This window comes from Pseudomonas sp. Pf153 (genome assembly GCF_001269775.1).
Classification (GTDB): Bacteria; Pseudomonadota; Gammaproteobacteria; order Pseudomonadales; family Pseudomonadaceae; genus Aquipseudomonas; species Aquipseudomonas uvaldensis.
Genome location: NZ_LHVL01000026.1, coordinates 31,690 through 55,788, shown reverse-complemented (window position 1 = coordinate 55,788; position 24,099 = coordinate 31,690). Strand labels below are relative to the sequence as shown.

The 24,099-nt window shown below is 61.5% G+C and carries 18 protein-coding genes; 7 read left to right on the top strand and 11 right to left on the bottom strand.

The annotated features are described in order from the left end of the window. Positions 1–27: 27 nt before the first annotated feature. From purD to prmA, 6 genes are all read right to left on the bottom strand, one after another. The gene (purD, locus tag AD666_RS19530) at positions 28–1,323 is read right to left on the bottom strand and encodes a phosphoribosylamine--glycine ligase (protein ID WP_053155496.1); all 1,296 of its coding nucleotides are present in this window, start codon (positions 1,321–1,323) and stop codon (positions 28–30) included. A gap of 189 nt (positions 1,324–1,512) precedes the next feature. After that, entirely contained in the window at positions 1,513–3,120 is a 1,608-nt protein-coding gene (gene purH / locus AD666_RS19525) for a bifunctional phosphoribosylaminoimidazolecarboxamide formyltransferase/IMP cyclohydrolase (RefSeq protein WP_053155494.1), read from the bottom strand. An 83-nt stretch (positions 3,121–3,203) separates the two neighbouring features. Further along, a complete protein-coding gene (gene fis / locus AD666_RS19520; RefSeq protein WP_025211617.1) occupies positions 3,204–3,524 on the bottom strand; it encodes a DNA-binding transcriptional regulator Fis in 321 nt (106 codons plus the stop codon). Then, complete coding sequence (gene dusB / locus AD666_RS19515; RefSeq protein ID WP_053155491.1) at positions 3,521–4,528, bottom strand: tRNA dihydrouridine synthase DusB; 1,008 nt, start codon at positions 4,526–4,528, stop codon at positions 3,521–3,523. Before dusB ends, fis begins: the two co-directional genes overlap by 4 nt. A gap of 184 nt (positions 4,529–4,712) precedes the next feature. After that, a complete protein-coding gene (locus AD666_RS19510; protein ID WP_053155489.1) occupies positions 4,713–5,942 on the bottom strand; it encodes a DUF3426 domain-containing protein in 1,230 nt (409 codons plus the stop codon). Between the two features lie 30 nt (positions 5,943–5,972). Further along, positions 5,973–6,851, bottom strand: a complete 879-nt coding sequence (gene prmA, locus AD666_RS19505; RefSeq protein WP_053155487.1) for a 50S ribosomal protein L11 methyltransferase — start codon at positions 6,849–6,851, stop codon at positions 5,973–5,975. Between the two features lie 197 nt (positions 6,852–7,048). Here prmA and AD666_RS19500 point away from each other — a divergent pair, with 197 nt between their 5' ends. Then, a complete protein-coding gene (locus AD666_RS19500; protein WP_053155485.1) occupies positions 7,049–11,014 on the top strand; it encodes a dermonecrotic toxin domain-containing protein in 3,966 nt (1,321 codons plus the stop codon). A 59-nt stretch (positions 11,015–11,073) separates the two neighbouring features. On the opposite strand, the gene accC is transcribed toward AD666_RS19500, so the two are convergent. The 5 genes from accC to AD666_RS19475 form a co-directional block, all read right to left on the bottom strand. Continuing rightward, entirely contained in the window at positions 11,074–12,429 is a 1,356-nt protein-coding gene (gene accC / locus AD666_RS19495) for an acetyl-CoA carboxylase biotin carboxylase subunit (RefSeq protein WP_053155482.1), read from the bottom strand. A gap of 17 nt (positions 12,430–12,446) precedes the next feature. Continuing rightward, positions 12,447–12,911 carry an acetyl-CoA carboxylase biotin carboxyl carrier protein gene (accB, locus tag AD666_RS19490; RefSeq protein ID WP_053155480.1) on the bottom strand — a complete coding sequence of 155 codons (465 nt, stop codon included), beginning with the start codon at positions 12,909–12,911 and terminating at the stop codon, positions 12,447–12,449. A 48-nt stretch (positions 12,912–12,959) separates the two neighbouring features. Beyond that, positions 12,960–13,412 (bottom strand): type II 3-dehydroquinate dehydratase, encoded by a 453-nt coding sequence (aroQ, locus tag AD666_RS19485; RefSeq protein ID WP_053155478.1) that lies wholly within the window; start codon positions 13,410–13,412, stop codon positions 12,960–12,962. Positions 13,413–13,597: 185 nt separating this feature from the next. Then, positions 13,598–14,365, bottom strand: a complete 768-nt coding sequence (locus AD666_RS27035; protein ID WP_371259610.1) for a methyl-accepting chemotaxis protein — start codon at positions 14,363–14,365, stop codon at positions 13,598–13,600. Positions 14,366–15,595: 1,230 nt separating this feature from the next. Further along, entirely contained in the window at positions 15,596–17,266 is a 1,671-nt protein-coding gene (locus AD666_RS19475; protein ID WP_053155474.1) for a diguanylate cyclase, read from the bottom strand. Positions 17,267–17,538: 272 nt separating this feature from the next. On the opposite strand from AD666_RS19475, the gene AD666_RS19470 reads away from it, so the two are divergent. The 6 genes from AD666_RS19470 (at position 17,539) to AD666_RS19445 (ending at position 24,099) form a co-directional block, all read left to right on the top strand. Further along, positions 17,539–18,606: a DUF2333 family protein gene (locus AD666_RS19470; RefSeq protein WP_053155472.1), complete on the top strand. Its 1,068-nt coding sequence runs from the start codon at positions 17,539–17,541 to the stop codon at positions 18,604–18,606. A gap of 3 nt (positions 18,607–18,609) precedes the next feature. Next, positions 18,610–19,167, top strand: a complete 558-nt coding sequence (locus tag AD666_RS19465; RefSeq protein WP_053155470.1) for an NUDIX hydrolase — start codon at positions 18,610–18,612, stop codon at positions 19,165–19,167. Between the two features lie 170 nt (positions 19,168–19,337). After that, positions 19,338–19,709 carry a translation initiation factor Sui1 gene (locus tag AD666_RS19460; RefSeq protein WP_053155468.1) on the top strand — a complete coding sequence of 124 codons (372 nt, stop codon included), beginning with the start codon at positions 19,338–19,340 and terminating at the stop codon, positions 19,707–19,709. Between the two features lie 130 nt (positions 19,710–19,839). Beyond that, on the top strand, positions 19,840–21,753 hold the full coding sequence (gene speA / locus AD666_RS19455; protein ID WP_053155466.1) for an arginine decarboxylase: 1,914 nt from the start codon (positions 19,840–19,842) through the stop codon (positions 21,751–21,753). Positions 21,754–21,997: 244 nt separating this feature from the next. Continuing rightward, positions 21,998–23,305 (top strand): type VI secretion system Vgr family protein, encoded by a 1,308-nt coding sequence (locus tag AD666_RS19450; protein ID WP_053155464.1) that lies wholly within the window; start codon positions 21,998–22,000, stop codon positions 23,303–23,305. Continuing rightward, positions 23,302–24,099, top strand: a complete 798-nt coding sequence (locus tag AD666_RS19445) for a DUF4123 domain-containing protein (RefSeq protein WP_053155462.1) — start codon at positions 23,302–23,304, stop codon at positions 24,097–24,099. The genes AD666_RS19450 and AD666_RS19445 overlap by 4 nt, the downstream gene beginning before the upstream one ends.

Below are 24,099 nucleotides of genomic sequence, written 5' to 3'. Positions count from 1 at the left end.
ACGCCCCTGCCTGGCTGAAAGGCCGGGTTATTGCAGATCTTCGCCACGCTCGCGGGCAATGGCACGATAGCCTATGTCCTTGCGGTAGAAACAGCCTTCCCAATCGATTCCGGCAGCCAGCCTGTACGCCTGCTGCTGAGCGGCGCCGACGCTGGCGCCCATGGCGGTGGCGCACAGTACGCGACCGCCGGCGGTGACGATCTGGCCGTCCTTCAACGCGGTACCCGCGTGGAAAACCTTGCCTTCCAGCTGGGCAACGGCATTCAGACCACTGATCGCGCTGCCCTTGGCATAATCGCCTGGATAACCACCAGCGGCCAGAACGACGCCGACGCTTGGACGTGGATCCCACTGGGCCTCGACCTTGTCCAGCGCCTGGGCCAGGGCGGCTTCGACCAGCAGCACCAGGCTCGATTGCAGGCGCAGCATCACCGGCTGGGTTTCAGGATCGCCGAAACGGCAGTTGAATTCGATGACTTTTGGGTTACCAGCCTTGTCGATCATCAAACCTGCATAGAGAAAACCAGTATAGACGTTGCCTTCTTCGGCCATGCCACGCACGGTCGGCCAGATCACCTGGTCCATCACTCGCTGGTGCACCTCGGCGGTAACCACCGGCGCTGGGGAGTAGGCGCCCATGCCGCCGGTGTTCGGGCCGCTGTCGCCGTCGCCGACGCGCTTGTGGTCCTGGCTGGTGGCCATTGGCAGGACGTTCTTGCCATCCACCATGACGATGAAACTGGCTTCTTCGCCGTCGAGGAATTCCTCGATCACCACGCGAGAACCGGCGTCACCGAAGGCATTGCCGGCGAGCATGTCGCGCACGGCTTCTTCGGCCTCGGCCAGGGTCATGGCGACGATCACGCCTTTGCCCGCGGCCAGGCCGTCGGCCTTGATCACGATCGGAGCGCCCTTTTCCTGCAAGTAGGCCAGGGCGGGCTCGATTTCAGTGAAGTTCTGGTAATCGGCGGTCGGGATCTTGTGGCGCGCCAGGAAATCCTTGGTGAACGCCTTCGAGCCTTCCAACTGCGCGGCGCCGGCTGTCGGGCCGAAGCAGTCCAGGCCGCGGGCGCGGAACAGATCGACAACCCCGGCGACCAGCGGCACTTCGGGACCGACGATGGTCAGTGACACGTTCTTTTCAGCGAAATCGGCCAGTTGTTCCAGGGCCAGCACATCGATGGCGACGTTCTCGCACTTGGCTTCGATGGCCGTACCGGCATTGCCCGGCGCCACGAAGACCTTCTGTACACGCGGATCCTGGGCCACTTTCCAGGCCAGGGCGTGTTCACGGCCGCCGCTGCCAATGATCAAAACATTCATTTCAAAAACCTCGGATGACGCTGACTCTGTTTTGGAGCCTAAAGCGTTTAACGCCGTAGAAGGTCGCAATGAAGCCGGTAGATGCAAGGCGGAATCGGCCTCGATGAGCGGAGTTGCCTCTTGGCAATGAGCATCATCGAGGTCGGTTCCAACGCAGCAGATGCCGGCTTCAGTGCGGCCGTTGTCATGTTAGTGGCGGAAATGGCGCATGCCAGTGAACACCATCGCAATGCCGGCCTCATCGGCGGCTGCGATGACTTCTGCATCACGCATCGAACCACCCGGCTGGATCACAGCGGTGATCCCCACCTTGGCCGCATTGTCGATGCCGTCACGGAACGGGAAGAACGCATCGGAAGCCATGACCGCGCCCTTGACCTGCAAGCCGGCATGTTCAGCCTTGATCGCGGCGATACGGGCCGAGTTCACACGGCTCATCTGGCCGGCGCCGACGCCGATGGTCTGACGGTTCTTGGCGTAGACGATGGCGTTGGACTTGACGTATTTGGCGACTTTCCAGGCGAAGATCAGGTCGTTGATTTCCTGCTCGCTCGGCGCACGCTGGGTCACGACTTTCAAGTCTTCGCTGCCGATCATTCCGATGTCACGGCTCTGTACCAGCAGGCCCCCGTTGACACGCTTGTAGTCCCAGGCCGGTGCACGGTCGGCCGACCACTGGCCGCAAGCCAACAGGCGCACGTTGGCCTTGGCAGCGACGATGGCGCGGGCTTCTTCGCTGACCGAAGGGGCGATGATCACTTCGACGAACTGACGCTCGACGATGGCCTTGGCGGTCTCGGCGTCCAGTTCACGGTTGAAGGCGATGATGCCGCCGAAGGCCGACTCGGTGTCGGTGGCGTAGGCCAGTTCGTAGGCCTGGCGGATGCCGCCTTCGGCGTCCGGGCTCACGGCCACGCCGCACGGGTTGGCGTGCTTGACGATCACGCAGGCAGGCTTGACGAAGCTCTTGACGCATTCCAGCGCAGCGTCGGTGTCGGCCACGTTGTTGAACGACAGCTCCTTGCCTTGCAGCTGGGTGGCGGTGGCAATGCCGACCTCGGCCGGTTTGGCCTCCACGTAGAACGCCGCGCTTTGGTGCGGGTTCTCGCCGTAGCGCATTTCCTGGGCCTTGATGAACTGGGTGTTGAAGGTGCGCGGGAATTCGCTGCGGCCTTCGGTGCTCAGGGTTTCTGCAGCCTGGTTCACGGTACCCATGTAGTTGGCGATCATGCCGTCATAGGCGGCGGTGTGTTCGAAGGCCTTGAGCATCAGGTCGAAACGCTGTGCGTAGGTCAGGCCACCGGCCTTGAGGTTTTCCAGGACGTTGGCGTAGTCGCTGGCGTTGACCACGATGGCCACGTCCTTATGGTTCTTGGCTGCCGAGCGGACCATGGTCGGGCCGCCGATATCGATATTCTCGATGGCGGTCGGCAGGTCGCAGCCAGGCTTGCTGATGGTGGCTTCGAACGGGTAGAGATTGACCGCCACCAGATCGATCGGCTTGATGCCGTGTTCGTTCATGATGGCATCGTCAATGCCGCGACGGCCCAGGATTCCGCCATGGATCTTTGGATGCAGGGTCTTGACCCGACCGTCCATCATTTCCGCAAAACCGGTGTAGTCCGCGACTTCCACTGCGGCGACGCCATTGTCCTGCAGCAACTTGAAGGTCCCGCCGGTGGAAAGAATCTCGACGCCCAGCTGTTGCAGCTCGCGGGCGAATTCGAGGATCCCGGTCTTGTCGGAGACGCTGATCAAGGCGCGGCGGATCGGCAGGCGGGTGGTCTGGTCGGTCATTTCAATTTCCATCAAAAGCAAGGGAAGTCAGCAAAAAAGGCGACCGTTTTTTACGCGGGCGCCTTTCTGGTTTGATTGAATGCTTACAGCAGATCGTACTGCTTGAGTTTCTTGCGCAGGGTACCGCGGTTCAGACCCAGCAGCTCACTGGCCTTGGTCTGGTTGCCCTTGACGTAATTCATCACGCTTTCGAGCAGGGGTGCCTCGACTTCGGAAAGCACCAGGTTGTACACATCCGTGACGGCAGCGCCCTCAAGGTGGGCGAAATAATTGTGCAGCGCCTTTTCGACGCTCCCGCGAAGGGTCTGACCCTCTTCGCTGGGCGTATTGAGGTGCTGTTTCAAATTCACGTTGTCGCTCACGGGTGTTATTCCACTCACTAAAGTCTCGGTCATCATCGTCATGCGGCCACCCCTTCGTCCCCTGTCAGGCTCTTGTAACGTTCAGCGAAGAAGGCCTGAACGTCGGCGCATTGTGCTTGCGTACCATCCAAACGATTGAAGCGGGCGCGAAACTCCCTGGCGCCCGGCAGGGTTGCGAGATACCAGCCCACATGCTTGCGAGCGATGCGTACGCCCATGACTTCTCCATAGAAGGCATGCAGCGCGGCCAGATGCTCCAGCAGAATTCGTTCCACCTCGGACAATTGCGGCGCAGCGAGCTTTTCACCGGTGCGCAGGAAATGTTCGATCTCACGGAAAATCCATGGCCGCCCCTGGGCAGCCCGGCCGATCAACAGGCCGTCGGCACCGGTCGCGTCCAATACATACCGGGCCTTCTCGGGTGAATCGATGTCGCCATTGGCGAAGACCGGAATCGACACCGCCTGCTTGATCGCGGCAATGGTGTCGTACTCGGCCTCGCCGGTGTACAGGTCTGCACGGGTGCGGCCATGGACCGCCAGCGCCGTGATCCCTTCCTGTTCGGCGATCTTCGCCACCGTCAGGCCATTCCTGTTGTCCCGGTCCCACCCGGTGCGGATCTTCAGGGTCACCGGTACATCGACCGCGGCAACGACCGCTCGCAGGATCTCGGTAACCAGGGTTTCATCTTTCAACAACGCGGAACCGGCGGCCTTGTTACAGACCTTTTTGGCCGGACAGCCCATGTTGATGTCGATGATCTGCGCGCCCAACGCCACATTGGCCCGGGCCGCCTCCGCCAGCATCCGCGCATCGCCACCGGCAATCTGTACCGAGCGGGGCTCGGGATCGCCTGTGTGGATCATGCGCAGACGCGATTTGCGGGTGTTCCACAGCGTCATGTCGCTGGTGACCATCTCCGAAACCACAAGACCGGCGCCCAATCGTTTGCACATCTGACGAAAGGGCTGATCAGTGACGCCCGCCATGGGGGCGAGAACCAGACCGTTCTGCAATGTATATGGGCCGATGCGTACCGCCGACATAGGACTTCCCTGAAGTGGGGCCGGATCATGAGACTTCGAAAAAGGGTTGGCATGATACCCGCTCTCGATGACTGGATAAAGATGGAATTGGATAAAATCTGAACAGCTGGTTTGTTATCGCCAGCGGTTTGGTCTGGCTGGGCCAGGTCAGAAAGCTGCCGTCAAACGACTGACCCTGGCCGCGTCACTCGGGCGAGTGGAAGCTCAGGCTGTAGTTCACTGCTTTAGGCCCGGGGTCCAGGATGTCCAGCGCGATATGGATGGGCGTCTGGGGCGGCATTTCGCCGCGGCCTTCGAGATCGCCGCCCAAGTATTCCGCTGGCTTGAAGCGGCGGCTGGCGATCAAGTGCCCGTTGAGGTCGGCGAACCGTAGCTCCAACAGCGGGAACGGTTGGGAGAAGGGCGCACGATTGTAGATGATCGCGTCCACGACCAGGGCACCGCTGAATTCCGGATGGCTGCGCACCACCAGATTGCTGCTTTTGATTTTCGCGATGTCGACCTTGGAGGGCACATCACAGCCGATGACCGGGCAGATTTGCAGGAACCAGGGGCGATACTGGTCCTGGCGGGCCATTTCCTCGAAGTGATAGGCAATGTACTGGCCGGCCAGGGCCGCCGCAGCCAACAGTATCAGCAGGCTCCATAGCAGGCGCCGCCCCCAGGGCGAGCGGCGTTTGCGCCAGTCCAGTTGCAGCGGATCGTCGTCCAGGTCTTGCAGGACCTCGGCACGTATCCCGGGCTCCTGGCGCTCGCGCTTCTTGCGCGACGGCAGCGCTTGCTCCGGCTCCTCGTCGAGATCATCCGTGGCGGACAGGCGCTCAAGGTGTTCGCCTGGTTCGTCCACGGGTTCGAGGCGTAGCGGGGCGACAGGTTCGTCGTCTGGCTCCAGGGGTTCAAGGGCCAGCGTCAGAGAAGGTTCGGTGCGCGGCGGCCGGGCCGGCTCGTGGGGCGAGAACGGCTCGACGGGTGCCTGGATGGCAGTTTCGAAGCGTTCGGCGGGGGACTCGCTGTACAGACTGTCCGGCCAGGACTCCTGCCCATCGGAGAGGGAGTCGCGTTGCGCGCTCAGACTGTCTTCGCGGCGCCGACCGGTATTGCCCGGTGTCCGTTTGTCGCGCCGTTCCAGGCGAGCCAGTTCCTTGTCCAGGTCATCGAGGTCCAGTTCCGCGGCGGTCCACTGTTTCTGGCTGATTGCACGGTGTGGCGTTTCGGCGGCGGCAGGCTTGGTCGGCGGAGCAATGGGGGCAGCGGCTTCCTTGGCGGCTCGTTGCTCCAGCAGCTGTCGTGCGGCATTGAACACCTGCAGGCACGAGCCGCAGCGAACCACCCCGCGCGCCACGCTCAATTGAGTATGGCTGACGCGAAAACTGGTATGGCAATGCGGGCACTGGGTGACGAAACTGTCGGTCATGCGGCAATCCGGTGAATACAGGCGGCCATTCTAGCGCCGACGTCCGGTGATGCGCACCCAGCCATCACGATTGGCTATCGGGTCCAGATCGAAGTCCGCGGCATAAGCAGCGGCAACCTCTTCGCCCTGTTCGGCGAGAATGCCTGACAGTGCAAGGCGTCCGCCCGGCTTGACCAGGCTCGACAGTTGCGGCGCCAGGGATACCAACGGTCCGGCCAGGATATTGGCCACCAGCACGTCAGCCTGGACGGGCGGCAAATCCTGCGGCAGATAAAGCGGGAGTAATTCAGGGGCGATGTTGTTGCGTCCGGCGTTGTCGCGAGACGCCTCCAGGGCCTGGACGTCAATGTCCGTGCCGACCGCTTCCCTGGCGCCCAGCAGAAGCGCGGCAATCGCCAGGATTCCCGAGCCACAGCCGAAATCGAGTACGTTGCAGCCTTTCAGGTCCTGGCCATCGAGCCATTCCAGGCACAACGCGGTGGTCGGATGGGTGCCGGTACCGAACGCCAGGCCCGGATCCAGCAGCAGGTTGACCGCGTCTGGCTCGGGTGCGGCATGCCAGCTCGGCACGATCCACAGGCGCCGGCCAAAGCGCATCGGCAGGAAATTATCCATCCAACTGCGTTCCCAATCCTGGTCTTCGATCACTTCGCTGTGATGTTCCGGAAGAGGGCTGCCGGTCAGCAGTTCGAGATGGGCCAGTACGGTGGCCGCCTCGGTGCCGCCTTCGAACAGCGCCAGCAAGTGGGTATGGGCCCACAGCGGGGTGGTATTGAGTTCCGGTTCGAAGATCGGCTGGTCTTCGGCATCCATGAAGGTTACCGACACGGCGCCTGTTTCAAGGAACGCATCTTCGTAGGTTTCGGCTTGTTCCGGGCTGATGGCCAGGCGTACTTGCAGCCAAGGCATGGCGGGCACCTTTGGAAATAAATCTACTGGGGCAGCCCCAGGGCTGCGAAAGCTGCGCAGTGTACGCCAGCTTGCCGTCAAAGTGGATAAGCGCGTCTCGTCGTCTGCCGGCGGTTGGCGCACCGATATACATATGTATGGCCAGGGCGTGTTGGCCGATGGATAAGGTGGCTGTCCACACAACAGGGAGGAATGTGATGGACAACACTGCCGAACAGCAAGGGAAGGCGAACGGCACGGGGCCGATACCTTTCCCCCAAGCGCAAACAGCACAAGCGATCCTGCACAGACTGACGCGATGGCAAGCCGAGATCGACGGGCGATTGAATACCCAGATGACCTTTCTGGAAATATTGCAGGAGCATCTGCTGGTCGAACTGCGTACGCACTTCTACCAGGGCAACATCGACCCACGCTTCATCGACAATCTGGTCGACACAGTGCTGCAACGGATGATCGACCAGCAGCCGTTGGTCGTCGATGAAGAGCTGAACACACCCTATCGCTGGCCCGAAGGGGCCGATCGCGGATTTGCGGTCGAGCGTCAGGAAGTCATTGTGCAGACTGTGGAAGGGATCGCCTCGGGCTGCCTTCATCACTACAAGGATTATCTGCGACGTCACTGGCGAGCGAGCGGAGGCGATGCTTCGCTCGAGGAAGTGATCCGGCAGAAGCTCGATGACCACATCGTGCAGGTCGACGTGACCTTTCAGCCAGGCCAGTTGGTGGGAGTGGACGTCGATGAGCTTCGGGAAAAGCTCGACGTATTGCACGACTCATGGCGCCGAAGCTGTGGCTTGGTCGAGCTGGCGACACCTGAGGAGCGCCGCAATCTCGAGGCACTCGCTCGCTTGCAATTGCCTGGTTGGTTGCGAGCGCTGGACGAAAGCGAGCGCAAGGAACTCGAAACCCTTCAGGACCGCACTGCCCAGGCGACGGCGATGGTGGATGAGCTGCTTGAGGGGCTGGCTTCGCGACGGGCTTTCGCCCGGCATTTGGCCAAGGACTACGTCAGGAATGAATTGGATATGGAGATTGAGCCGGACCGTATCCGGGTGCAGTTGCAATGGCGAACCGTCATTGATCAGCCTGTGCAGGCCTACAGTTTGAGCGAGCTGCTGGCGGCGGGGCCGTTGAGGCAGGACAGCGTATCGGTGCTCTTGGTGGAAAATGGCGCCATGCTGCGCAACCAGCCTCTTTCACCGGCATTTATCACTCAATTGTTGGCGCAAGTGGATGTCCCGGCCGAATACCTGCGAGCCCTGGCCAGCCGCTATGGCCGTGAAGACTTGAGAGACGCCCTGTTCGACTGGCTCGCGGCACGGCTTGTGCAAAGTGCCTTCATTGCGCGGTGCGCGGGTCATTTGAAGGCGGTTCACCATGATGCGGTGCGAGCCCTGTGGGAAAACGACGATTCGGTACGGTCCTCAAGCGCCCTGAAGGTGAGCGGTCTGGTCCTTCCGAATGGGCTCAAGTGTGTCGATCTGCTCCTGTTCCATCGCCAGGACCTCCAGGGTGATCTGCTGCTGTATGCCCCTGACAAGCCGGATGGCCAGGAGTGGGTCGAGTTGCCCTCACTTTGGGCGGTGAGCGTGGAAATCGGCGCCTGGACCCGAACCGAGGCGGGGCGCGAATATCTGATCCAGCGAATCTCCCCGTCCGGTCGTGATGAGGCGCGGGAGTACTTCGCCAAAGTGGTGGACAGACCGGCGTCATGGGACTCGACCAAGGACCCCAGAGGCGCGGTGAGCGGCTTGAAGGCCTGCCTGCAAGATAACGTTGCAACTGGCCTGGACAATCACCTCGCGCAAGTGGCGCTGGACGAATCACCCCCCTGGTACAGCGCATTATCTGCTGACTCGCGGCGCACCCTCAGCAGTCTGAACCAGGCGCTTATGGTCCACCAACAGCGCTTCGACAAACTGCTGGCCGGCTACGAAGTCTTCGCGGACTTTGCCAAACGCATCGTCACGCAGGCGATTGCACCGTACATGCGGAGCAAGGGGCTGCACGATCCGGTCGATCCGACGACGGTTCTCATCGATTACAACCCGGGCCTGGCCGATGGCAGGACGCAGGTCGCCAGCCTGCTGGATCTTGTCATTCACGGGTATGACGACAATTCGGGTATCGATAATCCCCGCAAGGGCGTGCGCTCCTCGGTCGGGCAGGACCTGAGCCGGGTGCGCAGTGCGGAACTCGCCTCCTATATCCGGCGTGCATACGTGGGCGAGCAGTATGTACGGGAGATCCGCGCCAGGTTCCTCGATGCCGGTGCCCCTGAATATGCCCAGCGTCGCAATGCCTGCCGCAACCTATTGCTGACCAGGATGGACCGCGACCTGCGCCTCGCAGCGGGAAAATCCCAGATCAACGCAGATGAATTCTGGTGGCTCACTCGACAGGTCACCCTGTTGAGCGAGCCGGTACTCGGATCAGGCCCGGTGTATTCGGGGGCCGTGGTGCAGCGCGAAGGCGTCATCAGGTTTTCCATTGGCGGCCATATCGTCATGGGCGTCTATGTCTTTACCTACTTCGATCCGAAGGGTTACGCCTGGTTGTATACCCCCGACGCACCGGATGGTGTCCTTTTCCGCCAATACCGGGACTTTTCCGGCAAGGTCGCTGCGCGCCTGCATGACTACGTATTGCAGCGCACGGCGCTGGGTGCCCGCACGGCCGTCAGACGCTCGCTGGCGGCATTGGCTGCCTCGGGTGTGGGCGTCGATACATTGCGCGAATTCAATCGAGTGGTGGATGTCCGGGCCGAGTTCGATGGCTACATCGAGCGGGCTGTCTCCGATGTGGAGGACATTACCAAGAGCCGCGCCGAGGTGATCAGGGCGCAGGTCGTCAAGGGGCTGCTGTTTGCCTCCGCACCAGTGTGTCTGGTTTATCCTCCCTTTGCGTTGCTGCTGGACGTTGCCTTTATTGCCGTCAGCGTCAAAGAGGCCACCCACGCTCACGTGCAGGGCGACACGGACCGTGCGCTGGGGCGCTGGCTGATGGCCTCGTGGGGCGTCTTGTTCGCTGCGTTGGGGGTGGGCGCCATCGCCACCTTGCTGGGACGTACCGCCGGGGGCTTGAAGTCTGTCTTGAATCCGATGGCGTTGTCCGCCCGGCGCTTGAGAGACGCGGCGTCGGCGATCGCCAGGGAAACCGGGCCGGTCAACCAGGCCATCCGCTTCAAGCCGAAACAGGCGGTTGGCAGGACACCTGAGAATTTGCAGTGGGTGAACGAGGGTATTTTCCAGGGGACCTATCGCAGCCCGCCCAGTGCATCGCAACCGCGCAGCCGCTATTTCATACGCCATAAAGGCAGGTATTACCAAGTACAGGAAAGCGTTCACTTCGGTGGTCTGTGCCTGGTGGATGCCAGTCGTCCCGGCGCCTTTTACAAGCTGCCCATGCGCAGGATGGCGGATGGAAAGTGGGTTCACAACAAAGTCGGCCTGAGAGGTGGCAATGACGAGGTGCGCAATCTCGGAAAGGTGGGGGATCTGCGGGAGGCGTTTCCCGGGCATGTTTTTCCGGACGTCTCAAGGGGCGCCTTGCAGGGCGAGGCCGTGGTGGCGAAGTTCAGCGAGGCGGTGGCCGACAATTATCTGTTCTCGCTGAATGCGCAGACCTGCGTAATCGCTTCGTTGTACAACCCGGCCACCAGGGTGGGCGCGGTCATTCATTTCGATCACAACATCCGCGCACTGATCGAACGCAGTATCAAGGACGTGATATCGCGCCTGGGTGGAAGTGCCAGGGAGATCCGGGTGACCCTGGCGGGCGGGGATTGGTTGACGGGGGCCGATATTGGCGGGCGGGTCAGGTCCATCATGAGGCGCCAGGGATTGAAGCCGACCTGGGATCACTGGTCGTATTCTTCCTGCCTGGGGAGTAACTATGGCGTGTCGCTGGATTTGCGCAGCGGTATGGCGTCGGTGTTCAAGACATCGCGCAGCCAGGTCGAGCGCTATTACATTCCGGTGCTGGCGAGGGCGAAGAAGAGCTCCGACCCGGTATCGGTGCGCGCGCGTGGGTTCATGACACGCATGCGCAGCGAACCGCTGGTCGCCAATGCCAATGGCGTTGTCCAGACCTCGCAGGGCAGGCCGGCGACCGCGTCGCAGATTCAAGCGCACGCATTCCCGACGGTGGTGTTGAGCTGACCGGCACGTAAAAAAAGACCCCGGCCACTGGCCGGGGTCTTTTCACATCGCTTGGAACATCATTCCTGGTGGGCCAGCTTGTGTTCCAGGTAATGGATGTTGATGCCGCCTTCGCAGAAGCCTTTATCGCGGGTCAGGTCGCGGTGCAGCGGGATGTTGGTTTTGATTCCGTCTACCACGATCTCGTCCAGCGCATTGCGCATGCGCGCCATGGCTTCGTCACGGGTTGCCCCGTAGGTGATCAGCTTGCCGATCAGCGAGTCGTAGTTCGGTGGAACCGCATAACCGCTGTACAGGTGCGAGTCGACACGAACGCCGTTGCCGCCCGGAGCATGGAAATGCTTGACCGTGCCTGGGCTTGGCATGAAGGTTTTCGGGTCTTCGGCGTTGATCCGGCATTCCAGCGCGTGACCGCGGATGACCACGTCATCCTGGGTGAACGACAGCTTGTTGCCGGCGGCGATGCTGAGCATCTCCTTGACGATGTCGATACCGGTGACCATTTCCGAAACCGGGTGCTCCACCTGAACACGGGTGTTCATTTCGATGAAGTAGAAGCGACCGTTCTCGTACAGGAACTCGAAGGTACCGGCGCCACGGTAGCCGATGTCGATACACGCCTTGACGCAGCGTGCCAGGACTTCCTGGCGAGCTTTTTCGTCGATGCCCGGAGCCGGCGCTTCTTCGAGGACCTTCTGGTGACGACGTTGCAGCGAGCAGTCACGGTCGCCCAGATGGATGGCGTTGCCCTGGCCGTCGGACAGTACCTGCACTTCGACGTGGCGTGGGTTGGTCAGGAATTTTTCCAGATAGACCATCGGGTTGCCGAACGCCGCGCCTGCTTCGGAGCGGGTCAGTTTCGCCGAGGAAATCAGGTCTTCTTCCTTGTGCACCACGCGCATGCCACGACCACCGCCGCCGCCAGCGGCCTTGATGATCACCGGATAACCGACTTCACGACCGATGCGCAGGGCGGTTTCCTCGTCTTCAGGCAGCGGGCCGTCGGAGCCCGGAACAGTCGGTACGCCGGCGGCGATCATGGCGTGCTTGGCCGAAACCTTGTCGCCCATCAGGCGGATGGTTTCGGCTTTCGGGCCGATGAAGGCAAAACCGGAGTTCTCGACCTGTTCGGCGAAGTCGGCGTTTTCCGCCAGGAAGCCGTAGCCCGGGTGAATGGCGGTGGCGCCGGTCACTTCGGCAGCGGCGATGATCGCCGGGATGTGCAGGTAGGAATGCGCAGCCGACGCCGGACCGATGCAGACGGATTCGTCTGCCAGGCCAAGGTGCATCAATTCCTTGTCGGCCTTGGAATAAACGGCGACGGTCTTGATGCCCATCTCTTTGCAGGCGCGCAGGATTCGCAGGGCGATTTCACCGCGGTTCGCGATCAGGACTTTTTCCAGCTTCGCAGTCATCAAAGGCTCTCCGCGGTTCAAACGATGGTGAACAGCGGTTGGTCGTACTCAACCGGCTGGCCGTCTTCAACGAGGATGGATTCGATCACACCGCTGGTTTCAGCTTCGATGTGGTTCATCATCTTCATGGCTTCGACGATGCACAGGGTGTCGCCTTTCTTCACAGTCTGGCCGACTTCAACGAAGGACGGCGAGGTCGGGGAAGACTTGCGATAGAACGTGCCCACCATTGGCGAGCGGGCAACGGTGCCGTTGAGCGCAGGCGCGGCGGCAGCGGCAGGAGCAGCGGCGGCGGCAACAGGCGCGGCCGGAGCCGGAGCAGCTGCCGGAGCCTGCATGGGGGCCGGAGCGTAATACTGCTGGGCTGGAGTCTTGCTGTGACGGCTGATGCGTACGGACTCTTCGCCTTCCTTGATCTCGAGCTCGTCGATGCCGGACTCTTCCAGCAATTCGATCAGTTTCTTAACTTTACGGATATCCATGAATCATCAACTCCCAAGGGTCGGTCAGGGGCGTTTAACGCTTGTTGTTCAAGCTTTTGCCTGTCTTTCAAGCTGCTCTAGGGCGGCCTCCAGGGCCAGTCGGTAACCGCTGGCGCCAAGGCCGCAGATCACTCCTACCGCTACATCGGAGAAATAGGAGTGATGGCGGAAAGGTTCGCGTTTGTGCACGTTGGACAAATGCACTTCGATGAATGGGATGCTCACCGCCAGCAGCGCGTCACGTAATGCGACGCTTGTATGTGTAAAAGCTGCGGGATTGATCAGAATGAAGTCCACGCCTTCGTCACGGGCGGCATGGATGCGGTCGATCAATTCGTATTCGGCGTTGCTTTGCAGATAGAGCAAGTGATGGCCGGCGGCGCGGGCCCGTTGTTCCAGATCCTGATTGATCTGAGCCAGCGTGAGGGAACCATAGATACCCGGTTCGCGGGTGCCAAGCAGGTTCAGGTTGGGTCCGTGCAGGACCAATAGGGTCGCCATCTGCTGTTCCTTGTTATCCGTGAGCAGGTGTCAGAACCCGGCGACTATGCCGCAAAGCCTTTATGACTGTCCAGTTCTCGGCAATAGCCGGCACGATGAGCGATGTTTACGCAAAACTTGTGACCGTGCTGCAGGAGCCGGTCATCCGAGGCGCAAAAGCCTGAATTGTCAGCCCTTGCCGCGAATCAGACGCGGAAGGCTTGCACGGCGGTGTGCAGGCGTCCACCCAGGACCAACAGGTTGTCACCCTGTTCCCGGCCCTGGCCGATGCGCAACAGGTTTTCACCGCCCAGTTGGTGGATCCGTTCGCTGTGATCGCGGATTTCGCTGACGGCGCCGCTCTGTTGGGCGGTGACGTCGGCGATGCGTACCGCAGTGTCGGCAATGGTCTGGATGGCCTCGACGATTTTATCCAGCGCACCGTCGGCCGCCTGGGCCTGATTGGCGGTGGCTTCGGCATGCTCGACCTGGGCGCGCATGCCGTCCACCGACTGGCGCGCGGCCAATTGCAGGCGGGCGATCAAGGCCTGGATTTCGGCCGTGGCCCCCGCGGTCCGTTGCGCCAGCGAACGCACCTCCTCGGCCACCACCGCAAAACCCCGGCCCATTTCACCGGCGCGGGCGGCTTCGATGGCGGCATTGAGGGCCAACAGGTTGGTCTGGTCGGCAATCGAGCGAATCACCGTCAGCACGCCGCCGATGGTGGCGGACTCCTCGGCCAGTTGCTCGATCATCTGCGCGTTGCCTTGCACTTCGCCCACCAGCGCATGCAGGCCCGTAAGGCTCAGGCCGATGACTTTCTGCCCCTGTTCGACGGCGTTTCCGGCGCTGCGGCTGGCCTGCGCGGCCTGGCTGGCGTCACCGGCCACTTGTTGGATGGTTGCCTCCAATTCACCGAGAGAGTCACGGATCAGGGCTGTGTCGCTGGCCTGGTGCTCCGCACCGCTGTGCATTTCTGCACTCAACTCGGCCAGGGTCCGGCTGCTGCCGGCGACCTGTTCGGCATTCAGGTGTATGGTCCCCACCAGGTCCGTCAGGAAAGCGCGGAGCCGATTGAGCGATGCTTCGATATCCTGCAACTCGCGATTGCTGGCGCCGACATGGATATCATGGCTGAAGTCGCCTTCGGCCCAGGTCGAGAGCGCTGGCGCCAGGTGTGTCAGGGTTCGGGCGAGACGTCGTTGCAACGTATCGATGAGCAATGCGATCAGCAGTATCAAGCCGATCATCACACCCTGGATCAGTCGGACCTCACCCTGGATCTGCCCGTGCTGGGCGCGCACGGCGGGCTCCATGACATTGATTGCCTCCTGCACTTGGGCGGTTTTCAGGTGCGTGGCATTACTCAACTCGGTGCGTTTCTGAACCAGCGCCCGCGTACGTCCCAGTTCTGCCGGGTATCGGCCAAGCAGGCCGTTGAGTTCGCGCTTGAGAGCAATGCCGGCGTCTTCGGCGACCGACTTCTCCTGGGTTTCCAGCCCCATCAGCGCGGCGAAGTCGTCGCTGCCGGATTCGTTGCTGGCCGTAACACCGAGCAGTGGCAGGTTGTCGAGCAGTTCGGCCTGGGTGCGGATATTGGCCAGCTCCCGTTCGACATCGGCGGCCAGTTCACTGCGGCCGCTGCTGACCATTTTTTCCCGCGTGAGTGACAACCGGCCCAGGTATTGCGAGGCGGCGAACAAAGGCGTCAGGTACGCCGGGGCGCCGTTGGCGTATTGGGCGAGACGGTCCAGGTTGGCGCTCAGCTCGCGTTCGGCCTGCAACAACAACGCCTGGGGATCGCCGGCCAGCTTGCCGGCGGCCAGCAGGTCGGTCTTGCTGAACTCATCGAGACCCGAAAGGCTCGGGCGTAATGCCTGGGCCAGTTCCGGTGGAAACTGATCCAAATCCTTTTGCAGTGTTTCCAGGGCCTGGGTGGCGGCACTCAAGCGCAAGGCGTCGCCGCTGGCGAGGTAATCATCGATGTTGCCCGCCACTTCACCCTGGAATTGCCGCGACAGTCCCAGATAACGCTCCATTAATAAGTACGGGCGTTCCAGGGCGGTTTGCGACCACCAGAGCGTGGCGCCCAGGCCCAGGCACACGGTTACCAAAAGGAGAGTGTTGAGGTTTGTCAGCAGCTTCAAGCGCATCGGGGTCTACCGGGGGCAGAATCGTAAGTGCCTGAATTTATTGCGCTTGAGTTACAGGTTTATGACTGAATCAGTGGATTCGGATGAAAAGATGGCACTTTGCTTTGATTGGCGAGCGCTCTGTACCCGGTTACGACCGGCATGCTTGGCGCGATATAGCGCTTCATCCGCCTGACTGGCCATCATCAGGCTGTCGGACATTTCGCTCATCTCCACCACCCCGGCACTGAATGTGCACCACAGGTCCTGAGGCTGGGCAGGGTAGTGGATTTCGGCAAAGCGCTGGCGGATTTCATCCAGCACCGTGCAAGCAGCGTCGATGTCGGTGTCTGGCATGACAATGGCAAATTCTTCGCCGCCATAACGGCCAATGAAATCGGTCTTGCGCAGGCGCTGCTTGAGGAACAGCGCGAGGCTTTTGATCACCCGGTCGCCCATGGGGTGGCCGTGGCTGTCGTTGACCCGTTTGAAATGGTCGATGTCCAGCATGGCGAAGCTCAGCGGCTTGCCTTCGCGACGCGCACGGAAGCAGCAGTCTTCGAGCAGTTGCAGGATATGGGTGTGGTTGTACAGGCCGGTGAGGCTGTCGCGCACCATCCGCGCCTTGAGGTTGCGGGCCCGGGCCGCGCGATTGCGCACCGTGGTGATCAAGTGCCGGGGCTTGATCGGTTTGGTCAGGAAGTCGTCGCCACCCTCGCTCATGGCGTCGAGCTGTTTGTCCAGGTCGTCTTCGGCGGACAGGTAAATGATCGGCACGCTCACGTAGCGGTCATTGTGGCGGATCACCTTCGCCAGTTCAGTGCCGGTGCAGGAGGGCATGTACATGTCCAGGATGATCAGGTCGGGTTGGAAGTCCGCCAGTTCCGCCATGGCCTGGATCGGCTCGGTCAGCGTGCGGGTCACGATGCCGGCGCTGTTGAGCAGGCGCTCGGTGTGCAGGGCCTGGGCGCGGGAGTCGTCAATGATCAGCACTTTATAGGGCTCGTACTGGGCGACACAGGTCAGCACTTCGATCTTTTCCAGCAGGCTCGAGGCTTCCAGGGTGCCGGTCAGGAATTCCTGTCCACCGGCCCGAACCGCCGCCAGGCGTGTCGGTGTGTCGGTTTCCAACAGGCTGAAGAACAACAATGGCAATGGCTGCTCCAGGCCTTGCTGGGCTTCGGCGGCCAGTTTCAGGCCAACCCCAGGGCCACTGAAGTCCACATCCATGACGATCGCCGCCGGCAAGCGCTCGACCATCGAGGCGCGAAATGCCGCGACACTGTCCAGCGCCTGGGCGCTGAGGCCGAAGAATTCCAGCTGCTTGGCCAGTCGCTCGGCGCGGTCATGATCCTGCAGCAACACATAGATGGGCTTGCGCAGCGGCGGCAGGAAGGTTTGTTCGAGCTGGTCGCCGTGGCGCAGGCCTGTGCGGGACAGCCGTTGCATCAGCCGGTTGATTTCGGTGATCAGATGACTGCTCAGCCGCCCGCGATTGGCATCCACCGCTTGCAACGACTGGCTGATGCCTTGGGCAAGCTGGGAGTGCTCCGGCTGTTCGAAACGCTCGGCGAAGCGCAGCAGGCGCAGATTGGCTTCGCTGAGCTCCGACAGGTCGGTGCTTGACCATTCGCTGCGTTGCAGGCGTTGCCATATCTCCAGGATCTGGCGAGCCTGGTGAATTACCCGCTGGGCAAAGTGGTGCTTGAGGCGCTCACGGCTGGGGTCTTCTGGCTCGGTCATATCCTGACTACTAGTTAGGGTGCATGCTGAGGTCGACTGGTGGCTCTATGCTAGCACCTCTTTTCCCTCGCATGAGTGTCATACGTCAATAATCTGCCTCAAGACTCAATTCAGTTTCTGACCGATCGGTCGCATAGGCCGACGGCTGCGCTTCCTTTATAGTGACGGTCCGATTGCCTCGCCGTGTCAGCCTGTTTACGTGCCTCAGATCAGGCACGATGGCGTAGGGTTGTGGTCGAACCGTGAACTCAAGTGATTGAAGGGACATCGCCATGCTGGACTGGAAAAACCGCGCGGGCAGCGCACCTGAACGGGCCGCCGAGCCAAAATCGGACACCCGCAGCTACCTGGGCGGGCTATTCTTCAGCCGTGCGCTGGGCACGCTGGTGGGCCTGTACCTGTTGGTGACCATCGCCATCGGCTGGTACTGGAGCCAGGAGCCCGCCCTGTTTCCCGTGCAGCAGAGTGCCCAGGCGGCGGCCGAGAAGGACGGTCGGCAAATGGTGGTGGGCTACACCACCGTCGAGACCCTCAAGAGCGTGGCCGGTACCTTGCTGACCAAGCCGGGCGGCTACATCTCCAATGACCGTTTCCCTCCAGGCCTGTGGATGGACAACATGCCGAGCTGGGAATATGGCGTGCTGGTGCAGGTTCGCGACTTGAGCCGCGCCTTGCGCAAGGACTTCGCCCGCTCCCAGTCCCAGTCTGCCGAAGACGCCGATCTCGCCAAGGCAGAGCCGCGTTTCAACTTCGATAACCGCAGCTGGGTGCTGCCTTCCAGTGAGTCGGAATATCAGGAAGGTATCAACTCGCTGAGCCGCTATCAGGCACGCCTGTCCGATCCCTCCCAGAAGAGCGCGCTGTTCTATGCTCGCGCCGATAACCTGAACAACTGGCTGGGCGACGTCGGCACTCGCCTGGGGTCGCTGTCCCAGCGCCTGTCGGCCAGCGTCGGCCGGGTCAAGCTCAATACCGCGTTGAAAACCGAAGTCCCGGCGCCGGGCCAGGTGCCGCAGGTCGACGAAGAAGTGGTCGAGACTCCGTGGTTGCAGATCGACAACGTGTTCTATGAAGCGCGTGGACAGGCCTGGGCCTTGTCTCACCTGCTGCGCGCCATCGAAGTGGACTTCGCCGATGTATTGGCGAAGAAAAACGCCACTGTCAGCGTGCGGCAGATCATCCGGGAGCTGGAAGCGTCCCAGGAACCGGTCTGGAGCCCGATGATCCTCAATGGCAGCGGCTTCGGTGTGCTGGCGAACCATTCGTTGGTCATGGCCAACTACATCTCCCGGGCCAACGCGGCGGTGATCGACTTGCGGCAATTGCTGAACCAGGGCTGATCCATGAACGAAAGCACCCGGGAGGCCGCCCATCGAGAGGCTTCGGATGCCGAGCTGATCGCTTGGGTCGATGAGCATGACAACCTGCTCGGCAGCCTGGTGCGCTCGGAGCTGCGCGAGCGCGGTCTGATCGGACGTGGCACCTACATCATGTTGTTCAACTCGGCCGGTGAACTGTGCGTTCACCGGCGAACCCTGAGCAAGGCCATCTACCCCGGTTTCTGGGATGTGGCGGCGGGCGGAATGGTGCAGGCGAACGAGAGCTATGCCGAATCGGCCGCCCGTGAGCTGGAAGAGGAATTGGGCGTGAGCGGCGTGCTACTGACCGCCCACGACCATTTCTATTTCGAAGACCCCGGCAGTCGCCTATGGTGTTCGGCGTTCTCTGCGGTGTGGGACGGCCCGCTGATTCTGCAGCCGGAAGAGGTCCTCGAAGCGTGTTTCATGCCAGTCGAGCAGGTGCTCGAAGACATCCGGAACAAGCCCTATTGCCCGGACTCCCTGGCAGCCCTGGAGCGCTATTTGCGGGCCCATGGCAACGGCGTCGCAAAGAAGCAGTAAATTGGCGCCGATTGGCCCTTAGCAATTGGAGTTTTTGCCGTTACACTGCGCGACTTTTCAAGCTGGACCGGCGTCTGCGGGTCCAGTAGCGCTGCCCCTGCCTGAGTGGGGCTTCGCGGTCGGGGCACTGTTTGTCCTGGCCAGTCTTTGTCCTCCCGAGAGGATTGCCGGTGGCCAAAAAAGCCGCATCCTTCGCCGCCCTGGGCGGCCTGGTATTTTCTACCGACGCCGGTCGTCATTGCCCTGAATGCCGCCAGCCGGTGGACGCCTGCACCTGCAAACAGAACGTCATTCCCGCCGGTGACGGTATCGCTCGCGTGCGCCGTGAAAGCAAGGGGCGCGGCGGCAAGACGGTGACTACGATCACCGGCGTGCCGTTGGCCGAAGACGCGCTCAAGGAACTGGCCACCACGTTGAAGAAACGCTGTGGCACCGGGGGCGCGTTGAAGGACGGCGTCATCGAGATCCAGGGCGATCACGTCGAGCTGTTGCTGGCCGAACTGGCACGGCACGGTTTCAAGGCGAAAAAATCCGGCGGCTGAACGGCTTTCTAAACTCAGCTCGGTGAGCAAGGTCTACCCTGCTGACAGGCAATTCGTCATCTTCACTCTCCAGACTGCGCCGGCCTCTGACCGGATGGCGCATTTTTGACTTCTTTCATAGGGGACTTCGATGTCCGTACGACGCACACGCAAAGACGATGGCAGCCAATGGACAGTTGCGGACAGCCGCAGTGTTTACGGGATTCGCCATTGGGGGGCCGGGTATTTCGCGATCAATGACGCCGGTCGCGTAGAAGTCCGTCCGAACGGTCCCGGCAGTTCGCCCATCGACCTGTTCGAGCAGGTCGACCAACTTCGCCGGAGCGGCCTCTCGCTGCCTCTGCTGGTGCGCTTCCCCGACATCTTGCAAGACCGCGTGCGCCAGCTCACCGGCGCCTTCGACAGCAACATCGCGCGCCTGGAATACCAGAGCAAGTACACCGCACTCTATCCGATCAAGGTCAACCAACAGGAAGCGGTGATCGAGAACATCATCGCCACCCAGAACGTGTCCATTGGCCTTGAGGCCGGCTCCAAGCCCGAGCTGCTGGCGGTGCTGGCTCTGGCGCCCAAGGGTGGGACTATCGTCTGCAACGGCTACAAGGACCGCGAGTTCATCCGCCTGGCGCTGATGGGCCAGAAGCTGGGTCACAATGTGTTCATCGTCATCGAGAAAGAGTCCGAAGTCGGCCTGGTGATCGAAGAAGCGGCGTCGCTCAAGGTCAAGCCACAGGTGGGCCTGCGGGTGCGCCTGTCGTCCCTGGCTTCGAGCAAGTGGGCCGACACCGGTGGCGAGAAATCCAAGTTCGGTTTGTCGGCGGCGCAACTGCTGTCGGTGGTCGAGCGCTTCCGCGCCGCCGGCCTGGACCAGGGCATTCGCCTGTTGCACTTCCACATGGGTTCGCAGATCGCCAACCTGGCGGACTACCAGCACGGCTTCAAGGAAGCGATCCGTTACTACGGTGAGCTGCGCAATCTTGGCCTGCCGGTGGATCACATCGACGTCGGCGGTGGCCTGGGTGTGGACTACGACGGTACGCATTCGCGCAACGCCAGTTCGATCAACTACGACATGGACGACTATGCCGGCGTCGTGGTCGGTATGCTCAAGGAGTTCTGCGACGCCCAGAGCCTGCCGCATCCGCACATTTTCTCCGAGAGCGGCCGTTCCCTGACCGCCCACCACGCCATGCTGGTGGTGCAGGTGACCGACGTCGAGAAACATCACGATGACGTGCCGGTCATTGAAAACAAGGAAGCGTTGCCGGAAACCGTGCAATGGCTGGTGGACCTGCTGGGGCCGACCGATATCGAAATGGTCACCGAAACCTACTGGCGCGCTACTCACTACATGAGCGACGTGGCCGCCCAGTACGCAGATGGCAAGCTGACCCTGGCGGAAAAAGCCTTGGCCGAGCAGTGCTACTTCGCCGTATGCCGTCGCCTGCACAACTCGTTGAAGGCCCGCCAGCGTTCCCATCGCCAGGTGCTGGACGAACTCAACGACAAGCTCGCCGACAAATACATTTGCAACTTCTCGGTGTTCCAGAGCCTGCCGGACACCTGGGCCATCGGCCAGGTGCTACCGATCCTGCCGCTGCATCGTCTCGACGAAGAACCGCTGCGCCGCGCCGTGCTGCAAGACTTGACCTGCGACTCCGATGGCAAGATCAAGCAGTACGTTGATGAGCAGAGCATCGAGACCAGCCTGCCGGTCCATTCCCTCAACCCCGGTGAGGACTATTTGCTGGGTATCTTCCTGGTGGGCGCCTACCAGGAAATCCTCGGCGACATGCACAACCTGTTCGGTGACACCGACTCGGTGAACATCTACCAGAACGCCGACGGCAGCGTGTACCACGCCGGTATCGAAACCCACGACACCATCGAAGACATGTTGCGCTACGTGCACTTGTCGCCGGAGGAGTTGATGACTCACTACCGCGACAAGTGCGCCAGCGCCCGCATCAGCGCCACCGAGCGTACGCAGTTCCTCGACGCGTTGCGCCTGGGGCTCACGCGTTCGTCCTATCTGTCTTCTTGAGGTTGTTTGATCAATAATTGAGCGCCCTCCGGGCTGTCAGAAAAATACGCTGCACAGTGCAGGTTTTTTCGGATAGTCCTGAAGGGCGTTCTTATTTGTGCCGCTGTTATTTCGGCTGATCGGCTCATTTAACCGCTGCTGTCCTCATTTCATGTAGTCCCTTTCCTAACTTGTACTTCGGCTCTCTACTCCGCCATGGCTCTCAGCGAGAATCCCCGGCCGCCCCTCCTGTAGAGATACGCCGATGTCCGATCCAGCCAACGAACCGTTATTTCGTCTGGAGATAGCCGGTTTGCCCGAATCCCTTGTCGTTTCGGCCTTCCAGGGTAGCGAAGCCATCAGCGAAGCGTTCGCCTATGAGGTCGAACTGCGGCCCGTTGACATGCCCCTGGATCTTGCTGGCCTGTTGTACCGTAGCGCCTGGTTGAGCTTCGGAGGCTCGGGCCGGGGCATACACGGTCAGATTCACGAGCTTGTGCAGCACCGCCTCGACGCCGGTTGCCGGGTGCGCATCGGGCCGAAGCTGGCGTGCCTGGCGCAGCGTTTCAGTCAGCGGGTATTCAATGCCTGCACGGCCCCGCAGATCATCCGCCAGGTACTCAAGGGCCACGGTATCGGAGGCCGCGGCCTGTGCCTGGATCTGCAGCGGGATTACCCACCGCTGGACTTCTGTACCCAATATCGGGAATCGGACCTGCAATTTCTCCAACGTGTATGCGCCCAGGCTGGTATTCACTTTCATTTCGAACACATGCGTGACACGCATTGCCTGGTATTCGCGGACAGTCCCGGCAGTTTTGCCCCAGCCAAGGAGATGGCCTATGGCATCGAGCCCCGGGTACCCGGAGTTCGGGAGTTCAGCGTGCAAACCGTCGCTTCGGGGGAGCAGGTTGCCGAGGGCCGTAGCGATCTGATGGGCCTGCACTGTGGTCAGGGCCTGTCGTTGACGGCGCATCCTTTTGACGACTGGAATCAGCGTTGGCTTTTGACGAAGGTCGAGCATCGCGGCGATGCCAATGGCTACGGCAATCATTTCCGCGCCATTGCCGGTGGACAATCGTTTGTGGCGGACAGCCCTCCCACACCGCGAATGCCGGCCCTGCAGCGCGGCTGGGTGGTGGCGGTGGACGCACCGGCATCGCGGCGCCTAGGGCGAGTGGCGGTGCAATTCGACTGGGTCTATCAGGGCGAAGGGGCCAGCCCAAGTCATTGCTGGCTGCCCTTGGCGCCTGATCTGGCCGCTGGTGGCGTGAGCAGCCTCGGCGAGGGGACGGAAGTGTTGGTGAGTTTTATCGAAGGCGACCCGGATCGCCCCATGATCAGCGCCTTTCTCGACGATTCGGGTTGCCCACAAACGGCGGGCGAGACCGCCGGGGCAGCCCCTTTGCGCGAACCTGACTGGCCGTCGGAAGCCGACCCGGTGTTGCTGGCTGCGATCCGGGCGGCCGAGCCGCTGGTGCTGCTGTGCCTGTTGCCTGGGGGTGGCAGCTTCAGTCCTTGTGGTCGGCCGGTATGTACTTGTCGGCTGATCACCCAAGGCGCCGTCCCATGAGTGTTGTCGCCATGTCCGGATCAACGCCTCAATGGCTGTTGCTCGATCTTGCGGGCGCACCGATGGCGGCGCGGCTTCTACAAGAGCAGTTCGCCGATGTCCGGCGCTTTGCCTTGTTCGAAGACACCGAATGGCATGGGCTCAGGGAGCACGGCCCGCTGCTGGTGGATCTGCAGCAATCAACGGCGCTGACCGGCCTGTGTCAACTGGATGCGGGGTCCTGGCCGGGATTGTTGTTGGTAAGCGCATCGCCCGTTACACAGCTGCTGGCGCATCTGCGACGGATGCTGACGGTGACCCTGGGCATGCATCACAAAGCGCTGCTGAGTTATTACAACCCTCACACCGCCAGCTATTTCTTCGACGGGTGCGACCCGGCTGAGCTCAGCTGCTGGCTGGGGCCTATCGACCTGCTGCGCTGGTTCGGCGGCACCTGGGCCGACCGGGCCATCGGCAGTCAGGGCTGGCAACAGCTCTCCAATCCCGGGCTCTTGGTCGACGTGCTGGAAAATGAGCACAGCCTCAGCGCCCGTCAACAGAACCAATTGCAACGATGCCTGTTGGAGCGTCATGCCTGGCAATGGTCGCGTGATACCGGGCGCGATTACCGGACGCTCTGGGATTATCTGGAGCATGGATTGGCGCTGGGGTTTACCGAGCGCGAGGTGTTGGATGGCTGGTTGTGGCTGCGTCTGCAAAATCCCGATGCCCGGTCGGTGCCGGAACTCAAGGGCGACTCGCAGCACGAACGTCTCGACTATCTGCGTCGGCTGTGGCAGGGCGATGAAGGTTGA